Genomic DNA, 12,019 nt, shown 5'->3' with positions numbered 1-12,019 from the left:
GTCAGTGTTCCACATGGAGTTGGATGTGTTGTTGTCCGCAATGCGCCCAGCCGATGTTGCGCTGGTAGCCGGCACGCAGCAGACCTTCGTGCGTGCGTCGTAAATATTTTCCTTGCGCGTCGGCTTCCAGCGCATAGCCGTTGATGCCGTCGGCGGCGTCGCAGGCCGATGCCGCATCGATGCGTACGATCAACGGCAGCGCGCTGTCGGCGTTGCCCTTGTTGCGCAGCGTGAGGTCGTGCAGGCCGGCTTGCGTATTTTGGCTACTGGCCTGCGCTTCCACCGTCACGGCGGCTTTGAGCGGCTGGCGCGCCAGCACCGCCTGCCAGGTCGGCAGGCTCCAGTTACGTACGTCGTCTTCGGTCGGCAGGCGGAACCAGACCACGCCGATCAGGCCGGGTTCAGGATTCTTGTCCCGCTGCGCAAGGAAGGCGCTCACCACCGCCGGCGAGGCCGTCAGTTCCTGCGCAGTGTTGCCGGATGCCAGCAGCGGACGTTCGCTTTCGACGGTGCTGATGCGGCCATTGTCGTCCCAGCTCACGCGCGTGCCGTACGACGGCAGGGCGACGCGCCAGGGATGCGAGGTCTGTTTTGCATAGGCTTTCAGCCACGCCTGCGCGCGCTCGGCGTCGAACAGGCCCTGGCGCGGATTCATCACGGCATGCACCTGCAACACCGATTCATCGGCGACCGCCAGCAGCTTGCCGAGCTCAGGGCTGTTGAGCCAGGTCGGTAGGGCCGTGATCGACAGCGTGGTGTCGCGGTCCAGGCTTTGCCGAAGCCCGGCAAGAAAATTGCGGTACGCCGGCAACTGCGAGGTCGGACAGTCGTAGTCGATTTCCACGCCCGCGACCGGCACGCCCTGTTGCCGCCAGCGCGCCAGCAGATCGCTGATGCGCGCATGCGTGGCGGCATCGAGCGACTCGGTCTGGCCGTCCAGACGCACCACCATCACGATGGCGTGCTGCGTGGTTTTCAGCGCCTGCCAGTCAGGGCTGGCGGTCTTCCATTGGCGCTGCGTCGTGAGCTCGGCCGCGAGTACACGCCAGCCGCCGACCAGTTGCTCGCTGGCCTGCATGGCGGCAGCAACGGCCGGACTCCATTGCCGCTGCCAGATGTACGCCTGCTGCGGCAAGACTTGCGGTGCGCGCTGGCAGGCGGCAAGCAGGCCGCAGATCGAGAGAAGCAGCAGAACAGAAATTGAACGCAGGCGCCGGTGGCGGGATTGCAAGCCGAATGGGGGGCAGCGCAGCATGTGTGGTGTGGGGAAGTACAGGTTGGGAATCGGATCTGACGGAGATCAGGCCGCAGACGCGGCACAGGCAATCATTCTAGTTTATCCGTCTGACGCTGCGCTGAGGCGCGGGGGATTTATTCACGCGCATGGTGAGCCGTGAATGGAGGAGGTAACAAGAAGAAGCGCCGCCCGATCAGCCGATCAGGCGACGCAGCACAACCGACCATGGTTGTGGCCGAGCTTTACACCGCGCCGCGCGTATCCACGTAGACCGCATACAGCGAATGGCTGCTGGCCATGAACAGGCGGTTTTTCTTTGCCCCGCCGAACACCAGGTTCGGGCAGCGCTCCGGCAGGTGGATGTGACCGATGGCCTTGCCTTGTGGCGTGAAGACACGCACGCCATCCAGCTCGGACGGCTTGGCGTCGAGCGCGCCGTTGCTGCCCCAGCCGCACCACAGGTTGCCGTCGACGTCGACCTTGAAGCCGTCGATCGCCCCCGGACCGGCAGCGTCGACCGCCAGCGTGCGCGAACCGAGTCTGGTGCCGTTGTCGGTCAGCTGATAGGCCCAGATCAGGCGGTTCGGCGTGGCGCGCGACTCGACGATGTAGATGACTTTTTCATCGGGCGAGAACGCCAGGCCGTTGGGGCCGGCCAGCGCATCCGTGATCAGGCTCAGCTTGCCGCTCTGGCCGTCGATGCGGTAGACCGCGTGCGGCAGTTCCGAGGTCTGCTTGTCGCCTTCCCATTCGCCGGCGATGCCGAACGGCGGATCGGTGAACCAGATCGAGCCGTCCGATTTGCAGATGATGTCGTTGGGCGAATTGAAACGCTTGCCGTTGTAGTTGTCGGCCAGCACCGTGATGCGACCGTCATATTCGGTGCGCGTGATGCGGCGGGTCAGGTGTTCGCAGGCGATCAGGCGGCCCTGGCGGTCGCGCGCCAGGCCGTTGGTAAAGTTGGCCGGATTGCGGAACACCGAGGTGGTCCCGGTGACTTCATCCCAGCGCATGATGCGGTTGTTGGGGATGTCGCTGAACAGCAGATAGCGGCCGTCGCCGAACCAGACCGGGCCTTCCACCCAGCGGAAACCGGTCGCCAGCTGTTCCACCGTCGAGCTGTACAGGCGGTATTTGAGGAAGCTGTTGTCCAGCACCTGCACGTTGGGATCGGGATAGCGCTGGCTGGCCTTGAAGTCGAAACTCTGCGCCTTGGCGGTCAGGGCGGTGGTGGCCATCGCCAGGCCGCCGAGCAATGTTGTACGACGAGTTGCGTCGAAACCAGGTGTTTTTTTCTTGTCTTCTTGATTCATCGTTGTCTCCATGTGGGGAAAATACCGACCTCGCCAGCTGCCGGAGCTGGTCCGCAGCATGCGAAGAAATCAGATTTGTTCCATATAGGCGTGCGCTGCGACGGGGAAATGCCGGTACGGCATGTCGCAAAGAAGGGGGGATGCGGTCTCCTGGGTGGCAGGTCGCGGCGGGTAGCCGGCCTGCTCACACTTATATGTTGTCGTACATCATATAAGCGAAGCTGGCACTTGGCAATATCAATTTTTCGAAGCGAGGGGCGATGTCATTCTTGGCGATTTTCGAATAGTGATAGCAAATTAAGACTGTTTATCCAATCCGGGCCAAGGTTCACAATAGCCTCAACGGCTGGATCGCATTCACAGCCAGCTCATCCCGACTTCAATCATTCATCAGGAGCACATCATGGAACAAACCAACATCGCCACAGCACGGCAAGTCGCCATCGTTACCGGCGCCTCGCGCGGCATCGGCGCGGAAATCGCCAAAGAACTGGGCAAGCGAGGCTACGCCGTGGTCGTCAACTACGCCGGCAACGCGGCCGAGGCACAAAAGGTGGTCGACGCCATCGCGAGCGGCGAAGGCCAAGCCATCGCCGTCCAGGCCGACGTCGCCGACCCCAAGGCCGTCAACGCCTTGTTTGAACAAGCCATCGCCGCCTTCGGCCGCGTCGACGTGCTGATCAACAACGCCGGCATCATGCCGCCAAACCTGCCGATGCTGGCCGACACCGACGACGCGACCTTCGACCGCCTGATTGCAGTCAACCTCAAGGGCAGCTTCAACACCATGCGCGCCGCCGCCGCCCACCTGCAACAGGGCGGCCGCATCGTCAACTTCTCGACCAGCGTGATCGGCCTGGCGTTGCCCGGCTACGCGGTGTACGCCGCCACCAAGGGCGCCATCGAAGTGATGACCAACATCTTCGCCAAGGAATTGCGCGGCAAGCAGATCACCGTCAACGCCGTCGCGCCGGGACCGACCGCCACCGCGTTGTTCCTGGACGGAAAATCACCGGAAGTCGTCGAGCGCATGTCCAAGGCCGCGCCGCTGGAACGCCTGGGTGCGCCGGAGGATATCGCGGCGACGGTGGCCTTCCTGGCGGCGCCGGGCAACTGGGTCAATGGACAAACGCTGCGCGCCAATGGCGGCCTGGTGTAGCGCCAGCGGCTCTGTTCATGGCAGGATACTGAAGCCCGACATCAGAACCTGGCATTCAGCCCGAGCGTGATCGTGCGCTCGTCGCCGGGCGCAATCCAGACGCTGCTGTAGGAACTGGCGTAGTAGCGCTTGTTGAACAGGTTGCCGACATCCAGCGACAAGCGCACGACCGGTGTGACTTGCCAGTACACAAGCGCCTTGGCCGTCACGTAAGCCGGCAGCATGAAAGTGCCTCCGGCGTCGCCGGTGCGCGCACCGACATAGCTGGCGCCGCCGCCCAGGCCATAGGCGCCGCCGCGCGCGTCGACATCTTCATACACCGTCAGCAGGCTGCCCGAGGTGCGCGGCACGTTGATCAGGCGCGCGCCGACCGCGAGCGTGTTGTCTTTGGTCACGGCAGCGTCGGTATACGCCAGGTTGCCGGTAACGCGCCAGTGGCGCGCGAGCTTGCCGTTGAAGTCGAGCTCGACGCCGCGGCTGCGCACTTCGCCGGCGGCGATGCTGTAGGAGGCGTTGACCGGATCGACGGTCAGCACGTTGCGCTTGGTGATGTTGAACACCGCCAGCGTGGCGCCGGCCTGCTTGTCACTGCTCTCGTATTTGAGCCCGGCTTCGGCGGCGCGTGCGGTCTCCGGGCCGAAGGTGTTGCCGCCGGCATCGCTGCCGCTGTTGGGACGGAACGACTTGCCGACGCCGGCGTACAGCGACACCGACGGCGTCGCCAGGTAAGTCAGGCCGAGGCGCGGCGAGCTCGCGCTCTTGTCCTGGCGAGTGCTGGTACCCGCACGGCGGTTGTCCAGCGTCGAACGGAAGCCATCGAATCGCACGCCGGCCAGCAGGCGCCAGCGTTGCGCCAGACTGATCTGGTCTTGCAGGAAGAGTCCAGTACTGATCTGGCGTTCGGCGGTGTCGGTGTTGGGCCGCGGCGTCGGCTGGAACTGGCCGTAGAGCGGATTGCTGACGTTGATCGCATACGGCGCGCCGGCGCTCGGATTGATGCGCAGCAGGCGCTGGTCGAGCGTCATGCGGTCGGCTTCGACGCCGCTCAGGATCTCATGGCTGATGCCGCCGGTATCGAACTTGCCGCCGATCTCCGCCTGCAGCGAAGTATCGTGCCACGAGAAATCGCGATAGCGGCGCTGGCGCCACAGCGTGGCGTTGTCGGCGCGCAGCGACGAGGCCTCGGTCGAGTAGCCGTCCAGCGTGCCTTGCTTGTGGAACACGCCGGTGCGCAGATGCCATTGCTCGTTGATCTGATGTTCCAGTGTCAGCAGATGGTTCTGGTTGTCCATCTTGAGCTTGCCGTCGTTCGGCTCGCCGAGGAAGCGCGACGCCGGCAATGCATCAAGGCGGCCGTTGACCGCCACGATACCGCGATCCATCGGCGCGATCTGGCGCAAGAATTCGGCCTCGTAGTTGAGCGTGGTGTGATTGTCGAGCAGCCAGGTGAATGCCGGTGCAACGAATTCACGCTTGCTGCGCACGGAGTCGCGGCTGCCGCCCTTGCTCTCGGCGGCAGCGTTGAGGCGGTAGGCGACGTTGCCGCTGAGCGCGCCGGTCGAGTCGATGGCGCTGCGGTAAAAGTCATTGCTGCCGATCGACAGGTCGAGGGCGTTGGATGCCTTGAACTGCGGCTTCTTGGTCACGACGTTGAGTGTGCCGCCGGGCTCGCTGCTGCCGTACAGTGCCGCCGAAGGACCCTTGAGAAAATCGATGCGCTCCACATTGGCGACGTCGCGCGGCGGCGAGTAGCCGCGATTGGAAGCGAAGCCGTTCCACAGGATATTCATGCCGCCGTTTTCATTGCCGGAAAAACCGCGCACAGAGTAGTTGTCCCACAGTCCGCCGAAATTGTTCTGGCGCGCCACGCCGCTGACGTACAGCAGCACGTCGTCCAGGCGGGTGGCGTGCAGGTCGTCCATCAGCTGGCGCGATACCACCTGCACCGACTGCGGCAGTTCCTGCAGGGGCGTGTCGGTGCGAGTGGCGCTGGCGCTGCGCGACTGCCGGTACTGTTCTTTTTCGTTGCTTCCGGTGACGGTGATGGCTTGCAGTTCCGTCGGCGCTGTACTGGTCTGTGCGCGCACGTGATTGGTCTGGACGCAGGCGAGCAGACCCAGGACCGCAAAGCGGATGGTGGTGAGATTCATGGAGCGAGGACTTCCCAAAGAAGATGATTGGCGGTTGCCGGCGTCACGCCCACGCGCCTGGCGGCTGCGGCTGGCGCGTTGATGTTGCTGCGGGGGTGACGGACACGATGTGTGCGCCGGGATTGTAATGAAGCGCGCCCGCGAATGGCTGTGGCCCGTGCACTATTGTGCTAAAACTCTGATTCCTGCAATTCAACGGGCGAAGATCTTTGAGGGAAGGAGGCTGCATCGCCCGATATCGAATAGGTAACCGCCGTCACCGGGCGACGATGGCGCATTCTGTCCGTCGCTTGTCCGCCGCCAGTCTTGACGTCATCCCGCACCACTCTAAGATGGGCAGCCCGAGGCGTGACGAAACGATAAAATGTCTGCCTCTGAAGGACAGCAGCCGTCGTTTTTTTGCGATGCTCACAAGGTCATGCTCATAAGGTAAAAACATGTTCGCTCAACCCATGCGTCCCGCCCACGTGGCGCTCGTCCTGCTGGTCATCCTGGTCTGGGGCGTCAACTTCGCCATCATCAAGGTTGGCCTGAACGGCGTGCCGCCGCTGTTGCTGGGGGCGCTGCGCTTCTTGCTGGCGGCGTTTCCGGCACTGCTGTTCGTGCGTCCGCCCAAGCTGCCGCTGCGCCTTTACCTGGCGTTCGGACTGACCATGTCGGTCGGACAATTTGCCTTCCTGTTCAGCGCCATCCATGTCGGCATGCCGTCCGGACTGGCCTCGCTGGTGCTGCAGTCGCAGTCCTTCTTCACCTTGCTGCTGACGGTGCTGTGGCTGCGCGAAAAATGGCAGGCCAACCAACTGGCCGGACTGGCGCTGGCCGCCGCCGGGCTGGTGCTGATCGGCAGCGCGCACGGCGCCACCATGCCGCTCAACGGTTTCCTGCTGACGATTGCGGCGGCGGCCATGTGGGCATGCGGCAATATCGTCAGCCGTGCGGTCGGCCGCCACGGTCCGATGAACCAGGTGGCGTTCGTGGTGTGGGCCAGCCTGGTGCCGCCGCTGCCGCTGTTGGCGCTGTCGTGGCTGATCGAAGGACCGACAGCGATCAGCTCGGCGCTGCAGCATTTCAGCCTGCAATCTTTTGCCGCAGTGGCTTACATCGCCTGGGCTTCGACCTTGTTTGGTTATGCTGTGTGGAATTTCCTGATGTCGCGCTACGCCGTCAACCGCATCGCGCCGTTCACGCTGCTGGTGCCGCTGGTCGGTCTGACCACCGGCTGGCTGGCCTTCGGCGAAGAGCTGCAGGCGGTGCACCTGATCGGCGGCGCCTTGCTGATGGTGGGGCTGATCGTGAATTTGTTCGGGGCGCCGTTGCTGGCGAAGTTCAGATTGAAGACTTGAATTTCCGGCAAGAAGATCGCCGGCGAACACGAAAAATTTCGCCGCGATGTCACAATCGGCAGTAGCTGCCTCGTCTTATCAACGGGAATCTTCCCTGACGATAAAGGACTGACAATGCACACCCGAATGAACCCCTACGCTACCGAGATGAAACTGGTCCGACCGCTGATCAGTTTCGCCCAGACCGTTGAAAGCATGGGCCTGGAACCGGACCTGATGGAACTGGTGAAAATCCGCGCCTCGCAAATCAACGGCTGCGCCGTCTGCCTGCACATGCACACGGCCGCCGCCCGCAAGAACGGTGAAACCGAAGAGCGCATCTACATGCTCGACGCCTGGCGCGAATCCTCGCTCTACACCGAACGTGAACGCGCCGCGCTGGCCTGGACCGATGCGCTGACCTTGTTGAAGGAAAGCCGCGCGCCGGACGACGTCTATCAGCAGGTCGAGCGCCAGTTCACCCCGGCCGAACAGGTCATGCTCACGCTGATGATCAGCGTGATCAACACCTTCAACCGTTTCGGCGTGGGCTTCCGCCTCGGCGACGCTGAACTGAAGCAGGCCGCCTAGTGGACCGCATGGACGCCACGCCGGAACAGCAGGCAGCGGATTCCTTCGATCCGCTGCGCCCGCGCCTGATCCGGCTGGCGTATCGCATGCTCGGCTCGGTGGCCGACGCCGAAGACATCGTGCAGGACGCCTTCCTGCGCTGGCTGGCCACCGACCGCACGCAAGTGCAATCCGCGGAAGCGTATCTGCGGCGTGTCGTTACGCGGCTATGCCTCGACCAGATCAAATCGGCGCGCCACCAGCGCGAAACCTACATCGGGCCATGGTTGCCGGAGCCGGTGGTGCAAAGCGCCGAGGATGAGCTCGAAGACGTCACGCTGCCGCTGATGATGGCGCTGGAACGGCTGTCGCCGCTGGAGCGCGCAGCCTTCCTGTTGCACGACGTATTCGACGTCGGCTTCGACGACATCGCCGACATCATCGGCCGCGAACCGGCCGCCTGCCGCCAGCTCGCCAGCCGGGCCCGCACCAACGTCCGGGCGCAACGTCCGCGCTTCGACCTGCCGCCCGAGCGCGGCCTCGAAATCGCCACCGCCTTCTTTACCGCCTCACGCAGCGGCGACATCACCGGACTGCGCAGTTTGCTGGCCGACGACGTCACCCTGCACGCCGACGGCGGCGGCAAGCGCCCGGCCTCCGCCTTCCCGATCCACGGCATCGCCGACGTGCTGCAACTGCACGAGGACCTGGCGCACATTTTCGCGCTGAACCGCTCGCACGTGGTCATGTATGGGCTGATCAACGGCCTGCCGGGATTCATCACGCGCGAAGCGGATGACATCTTGCAGAGCACGGCGTTGCGGATTGAGGAGGGAAAGATCGCGGAGGTGTATGTGGTGCGGAATCCGGATAAGCTCAGGCATCTGCAGGCGGATGGGACGATGCACTGAGCAGGCGATTCCTCAACCGGGATCGCGCTGAACGGCAGCCTCCCCTTGAGCCGCCTGCGCCACCACCTCCTGCGCACTGCGATTCTGCCGATGAAAGGCCATGAAGGCCTCCGCCGGCATCGGCATCGCATACAGCCAGCCTTGCGCGTAGTCGACTTTTTGCCGGCGCAGGTACTCGGCCTGTTCTTCGGTCTCCACGCCTTCGGCGACGATCTTGAGGAACAGCGTGCGCGCCATGCCGATGATGTGGGGCGTCACGCTGCTGATGGCGGAGTCGGTGCCGATGGTGTCGATGAAGGATTTGTCGATCTTGAGTGCGTCCAGCGGCAGGCTTTGCAGGTGCGACAAGCTGGAGTAGCCGGTGCCGAAATCGTCGATCACCACGGCGTGGCCGAGGGCGCGCGCGTTGCCCAGCGTGAGGCGCGCCGGCAGCACGTTGATGAAGCCGCGCTCGGTGGCTTCCAGCCAGATCTGCTGAGCTTCGACGCCGCTGCGGGCGAGCGCGTGCTGCAACACATCGATGACGCGGCCGGTGCGGATGTCGTCGGCGCCGAGGTTGATGGCGATGTGCACGCTGCGGTCGTTGATCAGCAGTTCGCGCAGGTCTTCCATCACGTGGTCGATGACCTGGTCGGTGATGGCCATGATCAGGCCGCTGTCTTCGGCCAGCGGGATGAACAGGTCGGGTTGCACCAGGCTGCCGTCGGGACGCAGCCAGCGCACCAGCGCTTCGGCGCCGACGCAGCTTCCGCTGGCCAGTTCGATGATGGGCTGGTAGTGGACGATGAATTCGCGTTTCTTCACGGCGATCTCCAGTTCGCCCAGCGGCGACAGCCGGCGCCGCAGGCTCCACATCACCAGGCCGACCATCAGCACGCTGAGCACCACGCCGATGGGCACCAACCGCAGTTCTTCCTCGCGCATGCGTTCAAACAGGAAACTGCGCGGCTCCATCGCCACCGCGACCAGGCTGTCGCCGCGCGCCACTGCAATCAGGCGCTCGTCGTCGATGCCGTTGACCGGATTGGCGACCACGCGGCGCACCACCTCGGGGTCTGGCGCATTGAGGTCGCCCAGGATGAGGCCGCTGCCGGTGGCGACCGCCAGGCGCATGCCGGGGTCGACGATCACGTCGGAGAACCGCGACGGCACGGTGAGCACATTGTGCGAGCGGTACTGCAGCGCCATCATGGCGTTGCCCTGGGTGATCAGCGGCTGCATGCGCAGCGTGACTTCAAGGCCGTCTTCGGTAACGAAGTCGGCCGGCGTCTGCTGGACGCGCTCGTTCACCAGGCCCCAGGAAGTGCATTTGAGCAGGCCGTTTTCGAAGTAGCCGATTTCATCGACCGAGCGGGTGTTGATGGTCAGGCGGCGCATGCGGGCGATGTGGTCGGGCGAGCAAGGCAGCAGGTTGAGCGGCTCGACCGCGTAGAGCGCCGAGCGGATCTCGCGCAGGGAGATGGTGGCGCGCTGGATGGCGCGCCGGGCGAACAATTCGAGGCGGGCCTGCTCCTCGTTGACGGCGCGGGTCCAGGCCAGGTACATCACGCTGCCCAGTGGCGCGGCGATGGAAACGATGACCAGCACGGTGGCGATGACGATGGCGCGGGAACGGTCCAAGATAGGCTCCTTCCATGGACATGGCAGGGGCGAATGTCCCTGCTGTCTCCCAGTGTAGGCACAAATCCCGGGTGTTGTCTTGTTGGCAACATCGATGTGTTGTTAAACCACCGACGAACCGCGCATGCCAGGCCGGTCAGGGCCGCGCCAGGCCGTCGTCGTCGTCGTCCACGACTTCCGGCGCCTGGGCGCGGTTGAGCCGGTAATAGGCGATGAAATCCGCTGCCGGCATCGCCTTGGCGTACAGCCAGCCTTGCACGTATTCGACCCGGTGCTTGCGCAGATAGTCGGCCTGTTCCCGTGTCTCGACGCCCTCGGCGACGATCTTCAGGCCGAGCGTCTTGGCCATGCCGATGATGTGCGGCGTGACGCTGCTGGTGGCGGAGTCGGTGCCGATGGTGTCGACGAAGGACTTGTCGATCTTGAGCGTGTCCAGCGGCAGGCTTTGCAGATACGACAGGCTGGAATAGCCGGTGCCGAAATCATCGATGGCGACCGCGTAGCCGGTGTTGCGCGCATTGGTCAGCGTGACGCGCGCCGAATTGACATCCATGAAGCCGCGTTCGGTGGCTTCCAGCCAGATCTGCCTTGGCTCGATGCCGGTGTGCTTGAGTACCGCCGCGACCGAGTTCAAGGCTCGTCCGCTCTTGATGTCGTCAGCGCTCAGGTTGACTGCGATGTGCAGGCCGCGATCAGCCACCAGCAGCGCATTGAGTTCGCTCACCACGCTGCGGATCACCTGGTCGGTGATCGGCAGGATCAGGCCGCTTTCTTCCGCCAGCGGGATGAACAGGTCGGGCCGCACCATGGTGCCGTCCGGACGGCGCCAGCGCACCAGCGCTTCGGCACCGACGCAGCGGCCGCTGGCGAGTTCGATGATGGGTTGGTAATGCACCACGAACTCGGCGCGCTTGACCGCGAGGCTCAGTTCGCCCAGTGGCGACAGACGCCGGCGCACCCCCCAAATCAGCACACCGACCAGCAGCGCCGCCACCAGGATGCCGACCGGCACCAGTAGCAATTGCTCCTGGCGCAGCCGCTTGAACAGGAAATTGCGCGGCTCGATGGCGATGGCGATCAGCCCGGCGGAATGGGCGGTCGCAACGAGATAGCTGTCATCAACGCTGTTGACCGGGTTGGCGATGATGTCGCGCACCAGCATCGGATCGGGCGAATTCTGCTCGCCCAGCACGAAGCCCTGGTCGGTCGCGGTCGCCAGCTGGATGCCCGGATCGACGATGACGTCGGCGAAGCGCGACGGCACCGTCAGCACATTGTGCGAGCCGTACTGCACCGACATCATCGCGCTGCTCTGGGTGACCACGGGCAGCATGCGCAATGTCACCTGCAGGCCGTCCAGGGTGACGAAGTCGGGCGGCGTTACCGTCACGCGCACATTGGTGCGGCCCCATGAGGTGCATTGCAGCAAACCGTTGCGGAAGTAGCCGATCTCTTCCACCGAGCGCGTGTTGACGGTCAGCTGGCGCATGCGCGCGATGTGCGCGTCGGAGCAGGGCGGCAGGTTGAGCGGCTCGATCGCATGCAGCGCCGAGCGAATTTCAGTGAAGGAAATGTTGGCGCGCGCAATGGCGCGCTCGGCATATTGGGTCAGGCGGGTCTGTTCTTCGCTGACCGCGCGCGTCCACGACAGGTACAGCATGCAGGCCAGCGGCAGCACGGCGCACAGGATGGTCAGCACCATGGTGATAAGGATGACGCGCGATCGTTTCAAGGCCG

At 64.1% G+C, this 12,019-nt stretch carries 9 protein-coding genes; 4 read left to right on the top strand and 5 right to left on the bottom strand.

Annotated elements, in window-relative coordinates:
* Position 1 precedes the first annotated feature (1 nt).
* Both ACIROW_RS18385 and ACIROW_RS18380 read right to left on the bottom strand, forming a co-directional pair.
* Complete coding sequence (locus tag ACIROW_RS18385) at positions 2-1,255, bottom strand: DUF3142 domain-containing protein (protein ID WP_402277891.1); 1,254 nt, start codon at positions 1,253-1,255, stop codon at positions 2-4.
* Between the two features lie 224 nt (positions 1,256-1,479).
* Positions 1,480-2,550, bottom strand: a complete 1,071-nt coding sequence (locus ACIROW_RS18380; protein ID WP_402277890.1) for an SMP-30/gluconolactonase/LRE family protein — start codon at positions 2,548-2,550, stop codon at positions 1,480-1,482.
* A 403-nt stretch (positions 2,551-2,953) separates the two neighbouring features.
* Between ACIROW_RS18380 and ACIROW_RS18375 the strand changes: the two genes are divergently transcribed.
* The gene (locus ACIROW_RS18375) at positions 2,954-3,709 is read left to right on the top strand and encodes an SDR family oxidoreductase (RefSeq protein ID WP_402277889.1); all 756 of its coding nucleotides are present in this window, start codon (positions 2,954-2,956) and stop codon (positions 3,707-3,709) included.
* 41 nt (positions 3,710-3,750) lie between these two features.
* Here the strand turns inward: ACIROW_RS18375 and ACIROW_RS18370 are convergent, their stop codons facing one another.
* The gene (locus tag ACIROW_RS18370; RefSeq protein ID WP_402277888.1) at positions 3,751-5,859 is read right to left on the bottom strand and encodes a TonB-dependent siderophore receptor; all 2,109 of its coding nucleotides are present in this window, start codon (positions 5,857-5,859) and stop codon (positions 3,751-3,753) included.
* 437 nt (positions 5,860-6,296) lie between these two features.
* Between ACIROW_RS18370 and ACIROW_RS18365 the strand changes: the two genes are divergently transcribed.
* From ACIROW_RS18365 to ACIROW_RS18355, 3 genes are all read left to right on the top strand, one after another.
* Positions 6,297-7,202 carry an EamA family transporter gene (locus ACIROW_RS18365; protein WP_402277887.1) on the top strand — a complete coding sequence of 302 codons (906 nt, stop codon included), beginning with the start codon at positions 6,297-6,299 and terminating at the stop codon, positions 7,200-7,202.
* 114 nt (positions 7,203-7,316) lie between these two features.
* Entirely contained in the window at positions 7,317-7,772 is a 456-nt protein-coding gene (locus ACIROW_RS18360) for a carboxymuconolactone decarboxylase family protein (RefSeq protein WP_402277886.1), read from the top strand.
* An 8-nt stretch (positions 7,773-7,780) separates the two neighbouring features.
* Positions 7,781-8,662, top strand: coding sequence for a sigma-70 family RNA polymerase sigma factor (locus tag ACIROW_RS18355; RefSeq protein ID WP_402278047.1), 882 nt, complete (start codon positions 7,781-7,783; stop codon positions 8,660-8,662).
* A gap of 12 nt (positions 8,663-8,674) precedes the next feature.
* Here ACIROW_RS18355 and ACIROW_RS18350 read toward each other — a convergent pair whose 3' ends face one another.
* On the bottom strand, positions 8,675-10,282 hold the full coding sequence (locus ACIROW_RS18350) for an EAL domain-containing protein (protein ID WP_402277885.1): 1,608 nt from the start codon (positions 10,280-10,282) through the stop codon (positions 8,675-8,677).
* Positions 10,283-10,418: 136 nt separating this feature from the next.
* Entirely contained in the window at positions 10,419-12,014 is a 1,596-nt protein-coding gene (locus ACIROW_RS18345; protein ID WP_402277884.1) for an EAL domain-containing protein, read from the bottom strand.
* Positions 12,015-12,019: the final 5 nt, after the last annotated feature.

This window comes from Herbaspirillum sp. NPDC101397 (assembly GCF_044767325.1).
Taxonomy (GTDB): domain Bacteria; phylum Pseudomonadota; class Gammaproteobacteria; order Burkholderiales; family Burkholderiaceae_D; genus Herbaspirillum.
The sequence above is the reverse complement of the archived record's forward strand: the minus strand, read 5'-3'. Positions and strand labels throughout refer to the sequence as shown.

Coding starts and splice junctions, on each gene's coding strand:
- ACIROW_RS18385 (WP_402277891.1), bottom strand. CDS start 1,255: ATGCTGCGCTGCCCCCCATTCGGCTTGCAATCCCGCCACCGGCGCCTG.
- ACIROW_RS18380 (WP_402277890.1), bottom strand. CDS start 2,550: ATGAATCAAGAAGACAAGAAAAAAACACCTGGTTTCGACGCAACTCGT.
- ACIROW_RS18375 (WP_402277889.1), top strand. CDS start 2,954: ATGGAACAAACCAACATCGCCACAGCACGGCAAGTCGCCATCGTTACC.
- ACIROW_RS18370 (WP_402277888.1), bottom strand. CDS start 5,859: ATGAATCTCACCACCATCCGCTTTGCGGTCCTGGGTCTGCTCGCCTGC.
- ACIROW_RS18365 (WP_402277887.1), top strand. CDS start 6,297: ATGTTCGCTCAACCCATGCGTCCCGCCCACGTGGCGCTCGTCCTGCTG.
- ACIROW_RS18360 (WP_402277886.1), top strand. CDS start 7,317: ATGCACACCCGAATGAACCCCTACGCTACCGAGATGAAACTGGTCCGA.
- ACIROW_RS18355 (WP_402278047.1), top strand. CDS start 7,781: ATGGACGCCACGCCGGAACAGCAGGCAGCGGATTCCTTCGATCCGCTG.